At 70.5% G+C, this 20,079-nt stretch carries 16 protein-coding genes; 2 read left to right on the top strand and 14 right to left on the bottom strand.

Going from position 1 to position 20,079, the window contains the following annotated elements; all coding sequences use genetic code 11:
- Together ACR807_RS34005 and ACR807_RS34010 are read left to right on the top strand one after the other, a co-directional pair.
- The coding region (locus ACR807_RS34005; RefSeq protein ID WP_438925586.1) for a hypothetical protein at positions 1–2,687 on the top strand (2,687 nt) is incomplete at its 5' end.
- Between the two features lie 58 nt (positions 2,688–2,745).
- Entirely contained in the window at positions 2,746–5,169 is a 2,424-nt protein-coding gene (locus ACR807_RS34010; protein ID WP_438925587.1) for an ATP-binding protein, read from the top strand.
- 102 nt (positions 5,170–5,271) lie between these two features.
- Here the strand turns inward: ACR807_RS34010 and ACR807_RS34015 are convergent, their stop codons facing one another.
- From ACR807_RS34015 to ACR807_RS34080, 14 genes are all read right to left on the bottom strand, one after another.
- Positions 5,272–5,871 carry a hypothetical protein gene (locus ACR807_RS34015; protein ID WP_438925588.1) on the bottom strand — a complete coding sequence of 200 codons (600 nt, stop codon included), beginning with the start codon at positions 5,869–5,871 and terminating at the stop codon, positions 5,272–5,274.
- The gene (locus tag ACR807_RS34020) at positions 5,868–7,886 is read right to left on the bottom strand and encodes a type IV secretory system conjugative DNA transfer family protein (RefSeq protein ID WP_438925589.1); all 2,019 of its coding nucleotides are present in this window, start codon (positions 7,884–7,886) and stop codon (positions 5,868–5,870) included. The genes ACR807_RS34015 and ACR807_RS34020 overlap by 4 nt, the downstream gene beginning before the upstream one ends.
- Entirely contained in the window at positions 7,880–9,016 is a 1,137-nt protein-coding gene (locus ACR807_RS34025) for a C40 family peptidase (RefSeq protein WP_438925590.1), read from the bottom strand. The genes ACR807_RS34020 and ACR807_RS34025 overlap by 7 nt, the downstream gene beginning before the upstream one ends.
- Positions 9,017–9,021: 5 nt before the next feature.
- Positions 9,022–10,062, bottom strand: a complete 1,041-nt coding sequence (locus tag ACR807_RS34030) for a hypothetical protein (RefSeq protein WP_438925591.1) — start codon at positions 10,060–10,062, stop codon at positions 9,022–9,024.
- Between the two features lie 21 nt (positions 10,063–10,083).
- A complete protein-coding gene (locus ACR807_RS34035; RefSeq protein WP_438925592.1) occupies positions 10,084–12,177 on the bottom strand; it encodes a hypothetical protein in 2,094 nt (697 codons plus the stop codon).
- On the bottom strand, positions 12,174–12,638 hold the full coding sequence (locus ACR807_RS34040) for a hypothetical protein (protein WP_438925593.1): 465 nt from the start codon (positions 12,636–12,638) through the stop codon (positions 12,174–12,176). Before ACR807_RS34040 ends, ACR807_RS34035 begins: the two co-directional genes overlap by 4 nt.
- On the bottom strand, positions 12,635–15,256 hold the full coding sequence (locus tag ACR807_RS34045; protein WP_438925594.1) for an ATP-binding protein: 2,622 nt from the start codon (positions 15,254–15,256) through the stop codon (positions 12,635–12,637). The genes ACR807_RS34040 and ACR807_RS34045 overlap by 4 nt, the downstream gene beginning before the upstream one ends.
- Positions 15,253–15,675 (bottom strand): hypothetical protein, encoded by a 423-nt coding sequence (locus ACR807_RS34050; RefSeq protein ID WP_438925595.1) that lies wholly within the window; start codon positions 15,673–15,675, stop codon positions 15,253–15,255. Before ACR807_RS34050 ends, ACR807_RS34045 begins: the two co-directional genes overlap by 4 nt.
- Positions 15,672–15,962 carry a hypothetical protein gene (locus tag ACR807_RS34055; protein WP_438925596.1) on the bottom strand — a complete coding sequence of 97 codons (291 nt, stop codon included), beginning with the start codon at positions 15,960–15,962 and terminating at the stop codon, positions 15,672–15,674. Before ACR807_RS34055 ends, ACR807_RS34050 begins: the two co-directional genes overlap by 4 nt.
- Positions 15,959–16,957 carry a hypothetical protein gene (locus ACR807_RS34060; RefSeq protein WP_438925597.1) on the bottom strand — a complete coding sequence of 333 codons (999 nt, stop codon included), beginning with the start codon at positions 16,955–16,957 and terminating at the stop codon, positions 15,959–15,961. The genes ACR807_RS34055 and ACR807_RS34060 overlap by 4 nt, the downstream gene beginning before the upstream one ends.
- Positions 16,958–17,777: 820 nt before the next feature.
- The gene (locus ACR807_RS34065) at positions 17,778–18,077 is read right to left on the bottom strand and encodes a helix-turn-helix domain-containing protein (RefSeq protein WP_438925598.1); all 300 of its coding nucleotides are present in this window, start codon (positions 18,075–18,077) and stop codon (positions 17,778–17,780) included.
- Complete coding sequence (locus ACR807_RS34070; RefSeq protein ID WP_438925601.1) at positions 18,067–18,855, bottom strand: GP88 family protein; 789 nt, start codon at positions 18,853–18,855, stop codon at positions 18,067–18,069. Before ACR807_RS34070 ends, ACR807_RS34065 begins: the two co-directional genes overlap by 11 nt.
- Entirely contained in the window at positions 18,852–19,340 is a 489-nt protein-coding gene (locus tag ACR807_RS34075; RefSeq protein WP_438925599.1) for a GNAT family N-acetyltransferase, read from the bottom strand. The genes ACR807_RS34070 and ACR807_RS34075 overlap by 4 nt, the downstream gene beginning before the upstream one ends.
- A 58-nt stretch (positions 19,341–19,398) precedes the next feature.
- A partial coding sequence (locus ACR807_RS34080) for a hypothetical protein (RefSeq protein ID WP_438925600.1) occupies positions 19,399–20,079 on the bottom strand: 681 nt, incomplete at its 5' end.

Raw genomic sequence — 20,079 nt, forward strand, 5'->3', positions numbered from 1 at the left:
GGCTGGTGGCCACCGACACCACCTCCGAAGCGACCGCCGCCATGCTCGCCGGCTGGGCGCGGATGCGCGTCGGAGCACCCGATCCGCACACCGAGATCCGCGGTCTGGTCATGCTCAGCGCCACCCGCGACATGGTCGACCGGCTCAACCACGGCGCTCAGGCCCTGCGCCTGGCCGACGGCGAACTCGGCCCCGGCCGCACCTACGCCTCGCGCAGGGGTGGCGAGATCCGCTTCCACGTCGGCGATCACGTGCTGATGCGCATCAACGCCGTACAGCGGCGGACGCTGGCCGACACCGATGTCCTCAACGGCTACCGTGCCGTCGTCACCGCCATCGCCGACGACGGCACCCTCACCGTCGAATGGCAGGAGGACGCCGCCGACGGCCGCACCACCCGCCTGGGCAGACTCACCCCGGAGTACATCGCCCGCGGCGGGGTCTCCCTCGGCTACGCCATGACCGTGCACAAGTCCGAAGGGCTGACCGTCGGAGATCAGTGGCGCGGACCCGACGGCGAGTGGTCCGGCGGCACGGTGCTGTTCCACGCCGCCGGAGCAGACAACCCCGCCGCCCACGTCGCCACCAGCCGCCACCGCAGCGCGGTCCACCTCTTCGCCCCACTCGACGCCCTCGACACCGAACGCGAAGCCACCGATCGGCCCGAACCGCGCACCCGCGCGGAGCGAATGGAACGCGCCGTCGAGAAGCTCGCCCGACGCGCCCGCGCCACCGAAACCTCACCCGACGACGTCCCCGTCGTCGTCCAACTCGGGCTTGCCGAGTTCCGCGACCTCACCGACGCCCAGACCCGCGAGCAGCACGCCCGCGACGCCGAAGCAGCCGAACGCGAAGCCGTCCGCCGCCGTGAGGAGCGCGCCGAGCACAGCGCCGAAGCCAAGCAGGCACGCGCCGAACGCGCACAGCGGGACCAGCGATCGCGTGACCGTGCGGCGACGCTGCTACGCGAGGTGTGGCGCCACGAGCCCGACCTGGTGGAGCGCCTTATCTCCGCCGCCGCGTTCACCACCGTGGTCCGAAGCCTGGCCGAGGTCGAGAACTCGGCACTCGACGTGCGCGAGGTGCTGGCCCGGGTACCGCTGCGCACCGTCGCCTCCGACGCGGTTACCGACCCCGCGGCGTTCACCGCGTGGGCCGTGCGCGACGCCGCCGAACGCCTCGCCGACGGCCGCGTCGACGCCGCACACGAGCAGGCCGAACGCCGACACCAGTGGCAACTCATGCGCGACCAGGTCGCCGACCTGGTGCGCGAGACCTGGACCGCACGCCCCGAACTGGCCGAAGCGGTCATCACCAGCTCCACGTTCGACGCCGTCGTCCGCCAACTCGACCGGCAAGCCGTCGGCGGACTGGACGCCCGCACCCTGCTGGCACGCGTCCCGCTGGCCAAGGTCGGCCACGACAACGTCGAGGACCCGGCCCGCCTCACCGCCTACTTCATCAAGCGCACCGCCGGCGCCCACCAGTGGGAGGCCGACAAGGCGCAGCGGGGCAGCGACCGGGCAGCTGCGGAGCGCCACCGCCGACGCATCGCCCTCGAACACCTGCGTCAGGCGTGGCCCGACCATCCCGAGGTCGTCGACCTCGTCGCCGGTGGGCACGCGTTCGGCGCACTGGCGCAGCGGATCGAGCAAGCCATCGAAGCCGGTGTCGACGTGCACGCCGCGCTGCGTCAGATCTCGCCCACCGAGGTCAGCGGCAGGAGGGTTAAGAACCCCTCGGCGTTGGCCACCGCCGCCTTCCAGCGCGCTGCACAGCAGCAGACCGAACCTGCCGAGACCACTGCGGGTGCTTCCGCCCGCCAGCCGGAAACTCGACAGCCCGAAGCGCGGAGGGCACGGCACTGGGCGCAGCGCGAACACGGCCGTCACGACGACGAGCACCTCCGTCGCCTGCTCGCGGACGGGCAACAGCGCCTCGCCACCCTCGACCGCGCTCTCAACGAAGCGCGCCGGCAGGCCGACGAACTGCGGATCGAGGTCGACGCCCAGGCCGGTCCGGCCGTGCGGGCGCTCGACGAGCACCTACACCGGCTCCGCGAGCAGGCCGAGCTGGTGCGTCAAGCCGACGACCTCGAAACACGCTGGCGCGCGGCCTTGGATCGCGCGGAGAACGCAGCGGCCGACCGCGCCCACGCGCAACACACCCTCGACACCCTCGGCCCGCTGGCCCGCACACGCCGCGCCGAGCTATCCAAGCAGGTCGAACGCCACATCGAGATGGAGGAACAGGCACAGGGGCACGCCCGTGACCTGGCTGCTCAAGCGGCCCGACTGCACGAGCGCACCGGGCCACCCGAGCAACGCCACCACACCCTCGTTCGTGCCAACGCTGCCGAGAAAGACCACGAACACGCACGTCCCAGAGCCCACCAGCGCGACCTCGACGCCCTCACCATCGCGCAGGACCGCGCCGAACGCCTCGCCGCCGAACACCACCACCTCACCAGGCGCATCGACGGCCTGCGCAACGAAGTCGAGCTGCGCGCGAATCAGCCCAAGGACGTCCGCGATCGGGAACGACAGGAACGTCACACGGAACTGGTCCCCGCGCACGATCGAGCCAGCCGCGCACTGGAGCCGGCCGCCGATCACCAACCTCACCTCGACGACCCCGAACCGCCACAACCAGGCCGTGAGATCGAACCCCATCCCGGTGACCAGTAACAGGCAAACAGACAGCGCACTCCGCTCACGACGAGCGGGTCGCGGTGAGGTGTCGCCGATGATGCCCGTCTCTCTGTGGAGCGGGTTCGAGCGGTCGGGTGAACTTCGCCAGCGCTGGCCGGTATCAGGTGACCGCGGTGCGACGCTGCGACTTGCCGACCAGGCCGAGGAGGTGTTCGAGGTGGTGGCACCCGAGCCGCAGCAGTCCCAAGAGCCTGATGCGTCCCGCGCACGACACGGACTTGAGGTGCATAACACGGCATCAGGTCATGCGGGCGGCGTAGTGCAAGCCGGCGCAATTCACGGCGATGTGCACCTGCACGCGGCACCTTCTCCACCGGCGCGGGTGATACCGCGGCAGCTGCCCGCCGCGCCCGGGCTGTTCGCTGGGCGGGCAGCAGACCTGATCGAGCTGGACCATGCTTTGACCACCGCCGCACCGATTAGCGCGGGCACCGCCCTGCCGGGACCGACCTGCACCGAACTACCCGTCGTAGGTGCGACGGTGATGGTCTCGGCGATCGGCGGAGCGGGAGGAATCGGCAAGACCTGGTTGGCGTTGGCCTGGGCGCACCGCAACCTGCACCGCTTTCCCGACGGTCAGTTATTCGTGGATCTGCGGGGGTTCAGTCCTGCGAGCGACCCGGTAGCCCCGGCGGCGGCGGTGCGCGGGTTCCTTGACGCCCTCGGCGTCGATCCCAGACGCATCCCACCGGACCTGGACGCGCAGGCTGCGTTGTACCGGAGCCTGGTCGCGGGCAGGCGGATGCTGGTCGTGCTGGACAACGCGGCAACCGCCGATCAGGTCGTTCCGCTGCTGCCTGGCAGCCCGACCTGCACCGTGCTGGTCACCGGCCGCCACCGGCTCGCCTCCCTGATCGACCGGCACGGCGTCCGTCACCTCACCCTGGGTGTCCTCACCAAGGACGAGGCACACGCCCTGCTGGCCACGCGCGTCGGCAGCGACCGCGTTGCCGCCGAACCCGACGCCGTCGAGGATCTGATCGAGTTGTGCGGAGGCTACCCGCTGGCCCTGTCGATCACCGCCCGCATCGCCGCCACCCGCCCCGCCATTCCCCTTGCCGAGACCGCCGCGGAACTGCGCGAACTGGGACTTGAGACACTCGACCACGACACCGACCCCGCAGCGAGCCTGCCCAAGGTGCTGTCCTGGTCCCTACGCCAACTCACCGACACGCAGCGCGCCGTGTTCGGGCTGTTGGGCATCGCTCCCGGAACCGACACCACCCTGCCGGCCGTGGTCTCCCTCACCGGCTTGTCCCCGGCCCGCGCGCGAAAGGCCCTCTCTGCTCTGGAGGAGGCGTCTCTGATTGAACGACGGCCGCGTGGCCGGTACGCGATGCACGACCTGGTCCGCGACTACGCGGCCACCACTGCCCACGGCCTGCCCGACAACGTACGAGAGACAGCCCTGGTACGGGTGGTGGACTTCCACCTGCACACTGCCCGCACCGCCGACCGCCTCCTCGCTCCCCACCGCCAGCCCGTACGGCCCGACCCACCCACGCCCGGCGTCCGCCCGCACCCGCTGCCCGACGCCGCAGCCGCGACGGCCTGGCTGGAGGCCGAACACGCCACCCTCCTCGCCGCCCAAAGCACCGCAGTCGCCCTTGGTCACCACCACATCGTCTGGCACTTCGCCTGGACGCTGGAGACTTTCTTCCGCCGGCGGGGGCATCTGCGCGATGCGCTCGCCTCGTGGCGGATGGCGCTGGACGCCGCCGAACACCTGTCCGAGCCCACCACCCGCAGTCGCACTCACCGACTCCTCGGCAATGTCTGCTCGCTGTTGGGCCTGCACGAGGAGGCCGCCGGACACCTCAACCGCGCCCTCGACCAAGCCGTGCGCCACCGCGATCCCACCGAACAGGCACACACCCACCAGATGCTCGCACTCGCCTGGGAACGGCGAGGGGACGACCGGCAGGCTCTCAACCACGCCCGACACGCCCTCGCTCTCCATCGCACCCTCGGCCATCCGGTGCGGGAAGCCATCGCGCTCAATGCGGTGGGCTGGTACGCCGCGCGCCTGGGCGACTTCGACACCGCCCGCGACCACTGCGGCGCCGCCCTTACGCTGCTGCGACACCAACATGACCTCGAAGTCGAGGCGTCCGTCCTGGACAGCCTGGGGTTCATCGCCCACCGCACCGGAGACCACCAACAGGCCCTCGATCATTACCGAGAGGCCCTCACCCTGTTCCGCACTCTCGACAACACCTACCTGATCGCAGACACCCTTGACAACCTCGGTCATCCCCACGCCGCTCTCGGACACGATCAGGTCCGCGTGGTCTGGCGGGAGGCACTGGAGCTGTACCGGAAACAAAGCCGAGACACCGACGCCCAACGCGTCCAACGGCAACTCGACGAACTGAACGAGACCAATCGAGACGGTCCAGATTATCCGCTCGCCGATGTTCTTGGCAGAAATGACCATCGCGGAGGCAGGTTCCGATGATGCTGCTGTGGCTCAGTGGTCCGTGGTCAACCTCGCTGACACCTGCGGAAGTGCCTGCCACCCTCGGGCCTGTTGAGTGATGCCCTCTGCTCGACGATGCGGTCAGCGGTAGCCGGCTGACTGGATGCCTGATGCAGGTGACGACGCATTCATCGATCCGTTGTCGGCGGTGAAACCGAACGAGAAGTGCAACGCGGTGTTTCCCCCGCCGACATCCACAAGCTGACGATCGACTGGACGAAAGGTCTCGCCAGGGCTGGTGCGCCAGGAGGCGGGATGCTCGCCCGCCCGGCAGCTGGCAGGGTCGCTGCCCAGCAGGTGATCGAGTCGCGACCGGAAGCCGGGCAGGTAGCGCAGGTGATAGTCGCCTGCCATCAGAGGTGTGGTTCGGCGGTCGTGGTGGCTGTCGTAGTAGACCCAGACCATGACGGCGAGGTCGTGGGCGAGGCCGGGGTGCTGGGGCCAGCAGTCGGGGATGAGTTCGCGACTGGACACCGCGTGCACCAGGTTGTAGTCGGCCACCCACCGCCGCACGGTCCGTCGCAGCGCCGCGGCCTCCTCGTGCGACAGGGCCGCCCACGTCCACGGCGTGCGTCGCACCGCAGCGGGTTCGTCGTCCAGCAGGGCCAGCAACACCGCCACGTCCTGCTCGGCAGACGGTTCGAGGGTTGTCGAGGCGGGATCCGTCGGGTAGCCGGTCACGGCTGGGTGCCTCCGGGTTGGTTGAAGGTGGCTCGTGCGTCGGCTGCGTCCTTGGCTGCTCGGGCGCGGCTGTGTTCACGGCTGCGTGCTTCGCGCACGATCGCGTCGACGGCGTCGACCTCGCGGTGGATGCGGCGGTGCAGCCGGCGGCGTTGGTGGATCGTGGGTGCGGAGGCGATGAACAGGCCACTGCCGCGTGGGGCGACGACGGCGTGGCCGTCGGCCAGGCGCTGCTGCTCGGAGACCGGGAGGCTGTCCACGCGGGTGACCTGGTCGCCGCCCCGTTCACGGGCCCGCTCGACGAGGGCTGCGTTGCCGGCTCTGGTGGTCAGTTCGGGGGCGACGGTCATGTCCAGTCCGCCGACGATGGTGACGCTGGCCGAGGCGCGCAGGCCGTCGGCTTGGGCGCCGTAGAGTTCGTCTTCCTGGCTGCTGCTCTGCACCGAGTAGAGGTAGTGGATGCCGTGTTTGCGCATGGTGTTGCCGACGTAGGGCAGGTTGGGCACCACGACGCTGTGCCGCAACTCGTCGAGGACCGCGACGAACGGCACGGGCATCCTGCCCCCAGGATGGCTGAGTGCCGCTGTGCGGGCGGCGATGAACATCTCTGCGGTGAACAACGACAGCAGCGGGCGTACCCGGTGGACGCGGTCGGGGTCGGCCAGTACGTAGACGGTGCCGCCCTTGCGGACGAACCCGGCCATGTCGAATGACTGGCCTGAATCGACGTCGCAGAACGCGCGGCCTTCGCTGCTGATCAACGCGTTGATGGTGAGCGCGAGGTAGCGCTCGACACCGGAGGTGGTGCGGTCGGATCGGGTGCTCAGGTGGGTGGTCAGCGCGAGCAGGGCGGTGCGGTCGGCGTGCGGGTGCTCGGCCAGTACCCGGCGTGGGGTGGTGTGCTGGGTGTCGGACAGCCACTGGATGATCTCGTCGAGGCCGTAGCCGCCCAGCGCCGCCGCATAGAGCCAGGCGGCCAGGACCTCGCTGGCGGAGTTGCGGAAGAACACGTCGTCCTCGCTGCCGCGTCGTTGGGTGCCCGCGGTGTCGGAGCCGGCGACCAGGGCGTGGGCGCGTCGGGTGGCCACGGCGAAGTCCGCACAACCGTCGATCGGGTTCCACCGCACCTGCGGAAATCCGGCGGTGAACCGGTGGGCCGGGTCGGAGAAGTCCGCTGCTGCGACCGGGTACTCGCGCATCCGCCGGTGGCGCGGCAGCCATCGCAGCGGTGCCCGCATCGGGCGTGCGGGGCGGTGGCGGCGGGCCAGCACGGTGTGGGTGAACACCGCGGGTTCGATGCTGAGCACCAGTGCCGCGCCGGGCAGGTCGCGGATGATCGGGATCAGCACGCGCAGGGTTTTGCCCCAGCCGGTGCGGCCGAGGATGCGGATGTTGTGCTCGAAGTGCGCCCACAGCGGCACCCACGGTGCCCATGGGCGCAGTGGTCGGCCCAGTCGGTAGCCGAACGCGGTGGTGGGCATGGTCAGGCGGGTCCACCATCGGCTTCGTGGCCAGGTCACAGAGCCTTTGCGGCGGGCCTGTCGGCGGCCGAGCGTGCGCCGCACCTCGCGGGTGCTGGCCAGTCCTTCGCGGCGGTATCCGGCCACGGGTGCGACCACGAACGCGAGCCACGCGGCCCATAGCGGCAGGGCGACGGTGAACGCCCACAGCGGGCGCACCGGCCACCGGATGGTGACCGGCCACCGCGATCCGTTCTCGTCCGGCGTCGTGGTCGGGTCCGTAGCCGGGATGCCCGTTGTCGACGTCGCGGTCGGGTCGGGGCTGGCGTTTGAGGACTGGGGCAGGTAGGTCGGCAGGCCCAGAAGTCCGCCGTCACCGCCCGTCGGCGAGTGCAGTTGGAGCCGGGGTGGGCGCCATCCCTGCCCGTCGACCACGGAGAGCAGCCCTGCGGCCAACCACACGGCCGCGATCGCACCGGTCAGGGCGAGCAGCAGACCTGCCGCACGGCGCCGGCGTTGTTCCAGCGTGGTGCGGTGCCTTCCGGGGATCACCATGCGCGCACCGCGGACGAGTCGAATCCCGTGACGCGGGTGCGCACGAGGCTGACTTTGACGACGTCGCCGCTCTGGGGTGCCTCGACCATGTAGTGGACGCCGTTGAGCGTGCCCAGGTAGAGCGCCACGTGGGTGGCCGGGCGTCCCCAGAACAGCATGTCTCCGGGTTGAGCTTGCTCCCAGGGCAGGGAGCGGCCGAACTGCTGCTGATGCTGGGAGACCCGTGGCAGGGTGACGCCGATCTGGGCGAAGGCGTAGACCATCAGGCCGGAGCAGTCGAAGCCGACGTTCTCGAAGTCGCCGTGGGCGTCGGCGACGCCGCCGTCGCGGATGCCGACGGTGGGGCCGCCTGCGTTGCCGCCGCCCCAGGAGTAGCGGGTGCCCAGGTAGCTCAGCGCCGAGGCCACGACCGTGGTGACTCGTTCGTTGGGCATGGTGAGGGTGCCGAGGATCCCGGCTTCGGCGGGCAAAGTGATGGTGGTGCCACTGACCATGACGCGGATCGGTCCCGAGCCGCCGCCCGGCGCGCAGACGATGCCGCCACCGGTGCCGCCTTGCGCGGGGGTGCCGTCGTAGAGCTGGGCGGCCAGCGCGGTGGCCCACCCGTCCCACCGGGCATACCAGGAGCCTCCGGCACCGGATGCCTGCACTGTCTGCGCCGCGTCGGCCAGCGCGACGGTCGGGTCGTTGTAATTCGGAACGCGGGCCAACAGCTGCTCGTAGAACGCGCGAGAGGTGTCAGCCGGGTCGGCCCGGTTGACGTTCGCGTACAGCTCGCCCTGCTGCTGGAACAACCCGAGGCTGCGTCCGGAGACCGCGTCGGGGTTCAGGGTGGATTCCTGCATGGCCGTGGCCAGGGCGATCGCGGTGCCGCGCCGGGTGATGCCGAGTCCCTTGCCGACGGCGACGATGGTGCGGGCGACCGCCATCTGGTCGGCGCTCAGGGTGGCCTGCTGCTGCCCACCGGGAGCGGTTGCCTGCCCGGTTGGTTGGTCGGCCGGCGGGGCGGTGACCGTGCAGCCGCCACGTGGTGGGGCCGCTGTCGCCTCTTGGGCGCCGGTGCTGAGCAGCGCGACCAGCAGCAGCACGCTGAACAGGGCGGCTGCGCCGCCGAGGATGCCTTTGACCATCGCCCTCAGCCGCCCACGGCGGCCAAGTCGACCCGCCAGGTGCCGTCGCCCTGCCGCAACATGACCCGGGTGGAGGAGACCGACTCCACGTACCGAGTGCCCCCAGCGGTGGTGACAACCCGGTCGGCGGTCACCCGCACCACGACCCGCTCCGAGGTTCGGGGCGCGCTGGGCACGATCTGAGCGACCGGCGCGGAGCAGGTCCCGGACTCCCCGGCGGCGGTGGCCTGTTGCCAACTGTGCGCGGCGCGGTCATCGCCCGCGGGGTCGAACAGCGACCACGCGTCAGCGGTCATTATCGTTCGGGCTCGCTTTTCGGCGTCACCGAACTGGTCGTGGGTGGTGGTGAAGGGGCACCAGCGGGCCAGCCACGCACGTGCTGCGCTCTCCGGACCGGCCAGTTCCTGACGTGCCGGTGGTCCTTCGGGAGCGGCGGCGGCGACGATCGTCGCCGGATCCGTCCCGGTCCGGGGTTGGACCACTGTCGGTGCGACCCCCGATGCCGGGATTGGCGGTTGTTCTGGCAACGACGATGCAGCCGACGCGGCACCCGAGGGCTGAACCACCGGCATCGAAGTGGCGGACGCGGCCCCGGTGGGTGTCGACGCCGGTTCACTGGGCTGCCTCGGTGCGCTGCCCGCAGTGCCCGGCCCGTCCGCCGACCACGCAAGACCCACCACCGCGGCGATCACGGTGATCACGCCGGTGATGGCGGCGATGTTGCGGCGGATCGGCACGGGCCGCCACGGCATGCGAACGTCGCCCACGCCCCGGGCGTGTCCTCGGGTGAACTGGTGGTGCAGCTCGGCGCGGCGCTGCGCACCAGCCTCGCGCAGCTCGCGACGTCGGTGCGCGCGGGCTCGGGCCTTCGCGCCCCACAGCCACCATCCCGGTCGGGGACCGAGCAGGTCACGTCCCCAGAGCGCGCGGCTCACCTCGCGGGCGACTCGTGATGGACGATCGGCATCGCCCTCGGGCTGTTCGGCCGCGGGGATCGCGGCCTCATGGGGCTCGGAGTCGTCATGGTGCGCGTCGAAGCGTGTCACCTGTGCTCCTCCCTTCGTTGATCAGCCGGACTCGGTGTCGCTACGTCGCTGTCCGGGTGTGTGGCGCGGCGGTGTCGGCGGTGCCGGATCCGAGCCGCCCTGCTCTGGGGAGCGCGTCAGGCGTCGCGCGGGTCGTGGTCGTGCCGTGGTGATCCGGTGGACGCCCCGGCGGTTGCGGGCGGGGGGCGGCGGGGTCTTGTCGGGCGGTGCGAGTCCCCGCCCGCCGGGCGGAACGACCCACACCCGACGCGTGTCACCGACCGCTTGCGTGGTGCCGGTTCCGCCGGGTGGTGCAATCCAACGGCGTGGGCCGACCGCGGTGGCCTGTTCGGCGTCGAATGTCGCACCCCTGCGTGCCTCGGGATCGGGACGCGGGACAGGCTTCTCCCTTACTGCCAGGGCAGGTCCGGCAGTAATCGAGGTGGTCGCACCGGTCCCGTGCGGGCGTGCCCGCCGTCCATCTCGCCCCGGCCCGTAGGGCTGCACGTCGGTGGACGGGGTGATGCGGGTGGCGGTGGCCTGCACCGGTCCGCGGTCGATGTCCGCTGCCTTGGTCGCCGTCGATCTGAGCTGGTTGCCCGCGGTGCGGGTCGCGGCGACGGCCAGGCCGACTCCGCCGACCGCTGCTCCACCGGCCACTCGCGCTGCTCCGGCGGCGACGCGGGCGATACCGCCGACGGCCTTGAACGCTGTCCGCGCCACCGACCGCGCGATCAACGCCGAGCCGACGCCCATCGTGCGGGCTCCTTCGCCGCCGGTCAGCGAGTCCACCCAGGACTGCATCTGCACCGCCGAGGTCAGCAGGGCGATGTTGAGCACCGTGACGATGAAGAAGCCGTGCTGACCGGCGAGGGTGACGATGACGGTGGAGGTGACGGTCACGCCGGACACCGTCGTGGTGATGGTCAGCGCTTGCAGGCTTCGGCCGAAGGTGTAAATCACGTAGCGGGTACCGGCCGCGCGAGGCCAGCCGGGTATGGGCCACAACGTCAGGAATACCAGTCCCGCCACCAAGGCGAGCAGCAGTCCAACCGACGCGTTGAGTCCGGCCACGATTAAGCGCACCAACAGCAACGCCAGGGGCATCACCAATAGCGCGAGCAGCAGCACGATGCCCAGCCGTGCCGGGTCCTGGCCGCGGATGTAGTCGCCGTAGGCGCCGAACTCCTCGACCGAGCCCTGGTCGTCGAGGATCTCCATCCATCGCTTCCACGTGTCGTCATTAGCCAGCGCGTGGTGACCGGCCTTGCCGCACACGTCAAGGGAACCGAAGTGCGCCAGGCACCATGGTGTGGCACCGAAGTTGGACCACATGCTGTCGACCAGTCGGCGGGTACCCGCGTGCGGACTTGCGTCGGCGATCGCCGGGGCGGGAAATCCGGTCGGGTTGTTCGTGGTGGTCACGAACTGGGTCGATCCGGCGATGACCCCGTCGGCGATCTGCTGCCGGGCCCCGTCCACGGTGGTCATCACGGTGGAGGGGCCTGAGGCGAACAGCATGGCGGTCGCGGCGGTGGCGATGACCCAGCCCAGGTCGGTGGCGAAGCCTCGGCCCTCGCCGCGCCATCGGGCGTAGGTCATGACCGCGCCGATCGCCACGGTGGCCATGATCAACGGCCAGAACACGTGGTAGGCGACCATATTCACTGCTTGGTCGATCTTATTGCTGGACTCGGCGTAGAGGGTGAGGTTGAGCAGCCACTCCAGCAGCGTCAGCGCGCCTTCCAGCACGCCGAGCACGAGCCACATCAGCAGCAGCGTGATCACGCCGATGATCTGGTACACGGGCAATGCCAGATCCAGCCAGCCCGATGCCGAGTCATCCGGTTTGACCGTGATGGCGTAGTCGTAGAACGAGTACGTCTCGAACAGCGTCTTCGGGCCGCCACCGGCCAGGTCCGGGCCGGTGATCACATCGTCGGCCACCGCGCTGCGCGCGTGGCCGGCGACGAGCAGCCCGACCAGCCAGGCCAGGGTCATCATCCGCTCGGGTCGGTTCCACAGCCACCGCAGCGGGCGCGGGGCGCGTTCGCGCACCAGGCTTACCACCAGCAGCGCCTGCGAGCCCCTGTCGCGCCCGAAGCCGGCCAGTCGAGCGAGAACATGTCCCTTCATGGCTCCTCCACGGGCTCAGGTGCCATCGAGTCGACCAACCACCCGTCGTCAACCAGGGCCAAGCCGACCGTGACCTGCCGGGGTGCGTCGCCTTGCGCACGGACTTCGACCACCGCGGCAACGGACCCGGCGGACCTGCTCTCCCCGAGCAGCCGGACCTCCGGTCGTGGCCGGTGACCGGCGGGCAGGCAGCGCGCTGCGCGGCCGAGCTGAGCACGCCACCGTGGTGTTGCGAGCCAGCAGGCGTCCGGGTCCAGTGCCTGGTGGCGCTGCGCGAAGGCCAGCGCGACCGAGACCGGATCACCGAGATCCAGTGGCACCGCGTCTGCCGAGGACATCGACTCGGGCCACGACACGGCGATGGTCGTCAGGCCCGCCAGTGCCGCTGCGGACACCACCGACGCGATCAGGCCAGCGCGGCGCTGGGCAGCTGACGGCCCCAACGGCGAGGTGGCGATCACCGGGCACGCTCCTGGTAATCGGCTTGCTGCTGTTCACCGACCGCGTCCTCCGCCGCCGCGTTGTCGGACTTCGCGGCGTCAGCCGACGCCGCGACCAGGCGGGCATCCGGGGACTCGCTTCCGCTCTGTTCGCCGTCGGTGTCGTAGGCGTAGAGGTCGGCGGAATCCTCGGCCGCGTCGGTGGACAGGGTGTCGGCGATCCACTCCGTCAGCCGGTCGAAGGCCACCAGCCCGAGCCGGTTGTGCCGATCGCGCATCACGCACTCGCCCGGCCCCAACATGCCCTGCGCCTGACGCAACCGCGGACCGGCGTCGGGCCGGTGCAGCAGCACGGCCTGGGCGCGCTGTTCCTCCTGGCCCAACGCCTCGAACGCCGCGCTCATGACCAACTGCTCGACCAGGCCCTCGATGGCGGCCATCTCGACCGCTGATTGGGAGTCCAGCAGCAGGTAGGTCTTGAGCGCGCGCCCGGTGCGGGCCAGCCACTGCACCAGCGACCGACCTTCCGGGTAGGCGGTGATGCGGTGCAGCTCGGTCAACGCGACCAACTTGATCAGCTCCCGTACGTGGCGCGATTGCATCAGCGCGTAGGCCGTGGAGGTCCGGAAGGTGGTCATGGCGCAGCGCTGCGACACCGTCCACTGCTCCGCCACGCTGCCGGGCTGCGGCAAGCCCAGGCCGTCCAGACGTAGGTAGACCAGACCGCGGCCGGACAGCATCGGCGCGGCACCGGACGCCGGGGTGCCCAGCACGGCGCGCACGTCGGACTGACGGGAGCGCACCGACAGCGTCTCGCCCAGCGTCCGCGCCGCCTGCGCGGCCTGCGTGTCGCCGGGGGTGGCGACGAGTTCGCCGATCACCGCGGTGGCCGACCACAGCTCCCGGGGGCGGGCCAAGACCCGGTCGATCGCGGACTCCAGCACCGCCTCGGTGCCTCGCCGGTCCTCGCCGCTGAGCACGCCCAGCAGGGCATCGAGAGTCAGGGCGCGGGCCTCGTCGGCGGTGGGCGCCCACCGCATCGGGTCCATCGACCCGGCCGCGTCCGCCGCGGTGACGTCGACGACCTGCACCGGGACACCCAGGACGCGGTCGGCGACCTCCACGATGCCGGCCAGGTCGCCCTTGGGGTCGGCCAGCAGGCACCAGGCGCCCTCGGCCAACGCGGCGAGCACCGTCAGCATCACCGCTGTCGACTTGCCGGAGCCCGAGCGGCCGGTGAACGACATCGTCGTGGGCATCCGCCGGTCGTCGGCGGTGCGCGAGACCAGGTGCAGCCGCACCGGTCCGGGCGTCGCGCCGAGGTTGCCGCCGATGTAGGGACCGCTGGCGTCGCCGACCGCCGAGCCGCCGTGAAACCACGAGCCGGCCAGCGTGCGCATCGGCTGGACCTGCCCGAACTCCGGCACCCGCACCCGGTCGCCCGGCAGCAGCTCCTTCCACAACAGGTCCTGGATGCTGGGCGCCAACTCCAAGGCGACGATGCCGGTGTAGCGGCGGCGCAGCGCCTCGATGCGGTCGGTCAGCTCCTCGACGGTCTCGGCGTGCACCACCCACCGCGGGTGCGAGGTCGCCAGCACGTCGACGCGCCGCCGCACCTCCCGGTCGCGTTCGGCGAGGGCGAGTTCGGCCTCGTCGATCTCCTCCGGCGGGACGGTGCCCGCCTCACCGGCCTCCAGCGACTGCGACCGGGTCCACTTGCGGCCGGTGCGCAGCAGCGCCAGCGACCCGGTGCGGCCGTGGTTGACCCCGCGCACCGACGCCTCCACGTCGGTCAGCTCGGTCAACAAGGCCAGCCACTCCCCGCCGGGGATCTCCAGCTCGTCGGCCGGGAAGCCGTTGACCGCGGGCACCAGCACCGCCACCTGCCGGGTGGCGCCGGTGGCGGCGTCCCTGGTGGTCACGTGGCCGCCGTCGGGGCTGGGGACGACCGCGCCGTGCATCAGCGACACCAGCCGCGCGCCGGACAGCTCGCCGTCGTCGACCGGGGCGAGGTCGGCGGTGCGGCGCAGCTCACGGGCGTAGGCCCAGGCGATCGTCGCAGCTGGCGCCGGGGCACCGCGAAGAGGGCTGTCGCGCACCTGGCCGAACCACCGCTTCACGGTGGGCCGCAGTTCCTCGACGCGGTCGTGGGCGTCGCGCAGCATCCCGGCCCGGGAGCGGAGCTGGGCGGCGACCGTCTGTCGGCGGCGTTCCCAGGGCGAGGTGGTGTTGCGGGTGGGCCAGCGGACGCCGAGCAGCACGATTCGGCGGCGGAAGTGCCCCACGTCGCTGTTGCGGGCGATGCGGTGTGCGCCCAGCTCGATGTAGTAGTCCGCACCCGGCGCGCGGACCCCGGACGTGGACTTCCAGCTTTCGCGGTAGTCCTCGTCGGAGTACCGCGTCCACATGATCTTGAGGTGGTACTCGGCGTCGACCGGCAGCAGTGTGTGCATCGCGGCGGCCGTGGCCCAGGTCGCGGACTCCAACTCGCCGTCCTCCATCAGTTCGGTGGAGCCGTCAGGGACCTGCGCCCACGTCCACACCGCGTCGTCGGTGACCTCGATGCCGTCCAGGATCAGCAGTGGCGCGACGGGCGGGCCGGTGATCCGGCGTGCCGCATGTCGTGTCCTGCGCGTCATGCTGCGCCACCTTTCTTTCCGGCGTCGGGTGTCGAGGTGACGAGGCGGGTGGTGACCAGCAGTCGAATCGCATGGGGCCGGTGGCCGGTGATGTCCAGCAGCGGGTTGCCGATCGCCGCCCTGCGGGGCGGCATCCGGAACTGCGCCCAGTCGCGCCAGGCGGCGAGCATCATCCGGCCGGTGTCGTCGCGCCGTGTGCCGTAGAGCACGAACACCACCGGCGGCACGAGGAACACCAGTGGCGAGAGGCGGTGCAGGATCGGCATGCCCAGCAGGAGCAACACCGCCCACCACAGGGCGACGCTGACCGCCCCGATCAACAGGATTCGCCGTTCCACACCACGGCCCAGGGACCGGCCGAACAGCTCGTATTGGCGGGTCTGGAGTTTCAAGTGGACGGTGTCGGTGGGCAGCCTCATGTCGTGCCCCCGAACACCGACTGGATGACGCCCTTGAGGATGTTCTCGGCGGTGTCCGGGAAGAAGATGAACACCCCGCACGCCATGGCACCCAGGATCTGCGCCATCATCCTGCCCGGCTTGTCCTCCATGTACGACCAGAAGGCCCGCACGCCCAGCACGATCATCAGCAGCACGCCCAGCAACGTGAAGATCGCCTGCTTGATGCCGTCCAGGTTCACCTGTTGCAACGGTTGGGTCTGCGCCAGTTCCAGCGCGCTCACGATGGTCGTCGCGGTGTTCATCACGGTGCTTTCCCGGTGTCGATGTCGATGCCCGCCAACAGCCAGCGGTCGTCCTGGCGGTGCAGGCTCAAGCGGTAGGTACAGGTCAACTGCCCGGCGTTCTCCGCCACGCGCCACACCGCCGTCGCCACACCCACGCGCTGGTCGGGCGGCGCACCCGGCGGTGCCTGCATGCCCCGCCACTGCCGCAACTCCACGAGCGTCGCCGCGCGCTGGAGGGAGGCGATCCGTGCGCGCGGGGCCCGGACGAAGTCGAGGTCGCCGGTGGCGAAGGCGTCCATGAAGCTCTGCACGGCCGCGCGGGTGTCGCGGGTGAACCGGTCGTCGGACACCGTCTGATCTGGGGGCACGGATTCGGGGGCCGCGGTGCCGGGCTCGCCGATCAGGGCCGGAGGCGCGGTCAAGAGCAGGTGGCCGTCGTGCTCTGCGAGGGGTATCGCGACGACCAGCCAACGCGCCGGGTAGGCCCGCCAACCCGGAAGGTCCGTCGGTGCGGGCTCCGCAGCCGGGATACCGGAGCCGGCGGTGGGCGATGAAGAACCGGACTGCTCGGGGGGCGGTGGCGTCGGTGTCTGTTCCGACGACTCCGGGTCCTCGTCCGGAGCGTAGGGCACGACCCGTGCCCGCACGGTCACCACGGCCTGCTCGTCGCCTTGTCTGACACGGCCGAGCACGGTGGCGCTGTCGGCGGACTGACGCCCGTGCCCGTCCCAACCGTCGACCTCGCGCCCCGGCAACGCCCACCGCCGCAGCACCTGCTCGCGACGCTCCCGTTCCCGGGCATCCCACGACAGATAGTCCACCGCCACACCCTCGGCGACCCCATCAATCACCTCATCGGCAACACCGGAGGTCGAGGTCGACGTCGACGGGCGCAGCCACCCCGCCACGGTGACGGTCACATCGACCGCACCCAGGACCGTGAGCACCGTGATCGCGGTCAGCGCCACCAGTCGCCGCGCCCGCGTCCACCACGGTTCGCGGACACCGTCGACCACGTCGAAGGCGGTCCGGCGCGGCGAGGGTGAGCGTCGTGCCAGCGTGGTATCGGCCTGCGGCGTCGGGGACGGCCCTGACGACTGTGGGGACGGTGGCCCCCACTGTGGAGCGACACCGGGCACCGGCACTGGCCAGGTTGGTGCGGGACTGCCGGGTGTCGTGGCCGTCCATGGGGGCGGCCGGTGTCGAGCATCCACCGGCGGTGCCATTGGTCCGGTGGCCGCATGTCCTGGCCTGTCGCCAGCGGCGACCGCCGCGTCGTCCGCCCGAGTGGTCTTCCCGGTGCGTTTCGCGTTCCAGCGGGCGCGGGCAGCGCGGTGATTCTTTCCTGCCATCAACTGCCACAGCAGATCACCGGCCATGATCCGCCCTCCGGACGGCCGACAGCCTCGTGATGAAAGCGCACATGAAACCCCCTGTGAACATCGCGGCGCTACTTCGCCACAATCCCGGATGCGCGGCGCGATACAGGCACCATAACCCCCCACCCGCTCGCGAGAAGCGTTTTTCCCGTAGATCGGGAAAAGGGTTGTCGCTGAATGAAAACCTCCTGACTCGACTCTTATGCGATGCGGACAAGCTCTTGACGTGCCATGATGTGGTCGGTGCGCAGTCGGGGATGCGCACCGTCAGGGATGCGGGCGGTTGATTGTTCGTCGAGCCGTGGGGGCGTAGACGGACAATCGACCGCTCGCACTGGCGACATATTTCATGTGTCGAAAAGACGGGGTGTGCGGGAACTCAAGGCCGGTTCCCGCACACCCCGTCCACCATGAGCGCGTCAAGGCGAAGTCGTCGAAGCAATCGCGCGACAGCCGGTCAGCTCCTTCGGCCGAGCCGCTCGGATGTGACGTGAGCGGTGATCGCCACCAGTCGCCCGCCGATCCGGTATCGGCGGCCCACCCGTTCCACGGCACCGCAGTCCTCCAAGGTGCGGACGAGACGGTGGACCGTGCTCAGCGGAAGGCCGCCGAGTTCGCTGATCCGGGCCAAGGTCAACGGTGCAGGTTGGGGAGCGATGGCCTCCAGCACCCGCAGGCAGCGCTCCAGGTAGGAGTCGCGACCACCAGTCGCGGGCGCGGAGGCGGGTCGGGCCGTCCCGGACGGGTCACCGGTCATCGCTGCGCTCCGCGGTCGGATCGAGTTCCGGATGTGCCGGTAGCCCAGGCTGCGCGACGTGTAGCCAGTGAGGTCGCGCCCCCAGTCGGCCAGGGCCCAGTCGGTGTGCCGACTTCTGCGCCTGCCACTCCCGGAAGGTCCTGTCGCCGATGCGGCGACGCAGGTGCGGGTGGTTGTTCTGGGTCATGCCGACCGGTGAGGGTCCGAGCACCGCCAACAGGTCCGATGCGGCATTGGAGTGGAAGCCCGCGGCGGTGATCGCTTCCTCGCTGGGGAACACGTCCGCGACCCGGTCGCCCGATTCGATGAGGTGGTCTTCCTTCCCTCCATAGGAGTAGACCCACAGCCAGTTCGCAGGTGGGTCCGGCTCCACCAACCTCTTGAACCGTGCTACTTCCTTGGTATACGAGTAGAACGTCACATCCGGCGTGGCGCGGGCGATGTCCAGCCAGGCCGCCAGGTAGAGGTCGCTGAAGAAGTCGCCGGCATCGTGAACTCTGAGGTACTTGCCTCCGCGCAGACGCGGCGCGGCGAGTTCCGCGAGCATGTCATCCTTCCACTGTGGAAGGTCGTTCTTGATCCGCAGAAGGTTGCGTTGGTGTTTGGCCAGCACCTTCGGGAAGCGGAACGTGCCCGTGCGGGCGTAGCACACGGCCGCACAGACACCGGCTGCCGGGCACGTGACGTAAGGGGTTCCGTCGTCGAACCTGCCCACCAGTGCCGGGATGGAGAAGGTGAAGATCCCGTGCGGGCGGAGATAGGCGTTCTGTGTGATCATGCGTTCGGGCGTGCGCCTGGACCGGTCGGCTGCCACGACGTGCTCCTCATGCGGTCATGGGGGGCGTGGGTGAACTCGACCTCGATCACGCCCGCGTCGGGCGCGCCGAGACGCGCCGTCGGGGCGACGCGACGCAGCAGGGCAAGAGCAGCGGTGTTGGTGACGGCTACCTGCGCACGCACGGCCAATCGCCCTGCGGTGTCGGCCAGCAACCGGCTCATCAGCGCCGTGCCGACCCCTCGGCGCTGCCAGGCATCCTCGACCAGGATCGCCAGCTCACTGCCGTCGTCGTCGTGCACTGCGGTGGCCATCCCGACGAGCAGATGACCATGCCAACCGGCCACGGTGGTCTGCCGGGACCGGTCGGGCAGCGACCGCAGGTAGAGGCGGGCGGTGTCCGGGGAACCTCCGCCGCACCGGTCCAGCACGGTGCAGTCGGAGCACCGGTCCAGCATCGCCTCGACGCTGCGCCGATCAGCAGCCACCAACGGCGCTGTCACTAGGTGTGCGGCGCACATCATGCTCAGCTCCAGAGCAGCGTGGTCACGACCGCGCCGTCCACGGGGAAGCCTGGGTGTACTGCGGCACGGTGGCGGGTGCCCGCCGCAGCAGTGGCCACCAGTAGGTCGTCTCGGTCACCACCGCGACCGGACGTCCCGCCACGAGCAGACGTGCCTGCGAGTACAACGCCGGGGCATCAGCGTGCGGCGGTCCATCGACACGGACGGTGAATTGGGTGGCACGCTGCACCGCCGCACCGAGCAACTCACCCAACGCGACGCCGCCCTGCCGCAGCACGGCTTGCCCGTCGATGCCCAGGCCCAACGCCGGCTCGTACACCAGTGCCGTCACCGCGGCCAGGCGAACGGCTGGATCACCCGTGGCGGGCACCAGAAAGCCGTCGCGCACGGTGACGCGAGTACCGCGCGGGACATCGAGCAGCTTGGCCTCCAACGGGTTCACCTCACGACGCGTGTCGGGCACGCGCGCTGTCCTGCGCACGGCAAAGCCGGTCCACCAGGACAAGGCCGCGGTGTAGGTGGGCGCTGTGTTGATCAGGCGCTTGAGCCGCACTGCCCGGTCTTCCAGTTCCTGACCTGGGTTTCCGCCGTCGGTGTCGGGAACGTCAGCGGCCGATCTCTCGATGCCGACCGTGGCGGTGAACGTGGTGGCGTCGTGGCCGGTGCTGACGCGCGTGTCGATGTCGACGAGGGACACGGTGTT

Origin of the sequence: Saccharothrix sabaoui, from assembly GCF_051756985.1 — a bacterium.
Taxonomy (GTDB): domain Bacteria; phylum Actinomycetota; class Actinomycetes; order Mycobacteriales; family Pseudonocardiaceae; genus Actinosynnema.

What these genes read in the sequence shown, in the direction of transcription:
- ACR807_RS34010 (WP_438925587.1), top strand. Translation starts at nt 2,746, where the DNA reads ATGATGCCCGTCTCTCTGTGGAGCGGGTTCGAGCGGTCGGGTGAACTT.
- ACR807_RS34020 (WP_438925589.1), bottom strand. Translation starts at nt 7,886, where the DNA reads ATGGTGATCCCCGGAAGGCACCGCACCACGCTGGAACAACGCCGGCGC.
- ACR807_RS34025 (WP_438925590.1), bottom strand. Translation starts at nt 9,016, where the DNA reads ATGGTCAAAGGCATCCTCGGCGGCGCAGCCGCCCTGTTCAGCGTGCTG.
- ACR807_RS34035 (WP_438925592.1), bottom strand. Translation starts at nt 12,177, where the DNA reads ATGAAGGGACATGTTCTCGCTCGACTGGCCGGCTTCGGGCGCGACAGG.
- ACR807_RS34045 (WP_438925594.1), bottom strand. Translation starts at nt 15,256, where the DNA reads ATGACGCGCAGGACACGACATGCGGCACGCCGGATCACCGGCCCGCCC.
- ACR807_RS34050 (WP_438925595.1), bottom strand. Translation starts at nt 15,675, where the DNA reads ATGAGGCTGCCCACCGACACCGTCCACTTGAAACTCCAGACCCGCCAA.
- ACR807_RS34065 (WP_438925598.1), bottom strand. Translation starts at nt 18,077, where the DNA reads ATGACCGGTGACCCGTCCGGGACGGCCCGACCCGCCTCCGCGCCCGCG.
- ACR807_RS34070 (WP_438925601.1), bottom strand. Translation starts at nt 18,855, where the DNA reads ATGATCACACAGAACGCCTATCTCCGCCCGCACGGGATCTTCACCTTC.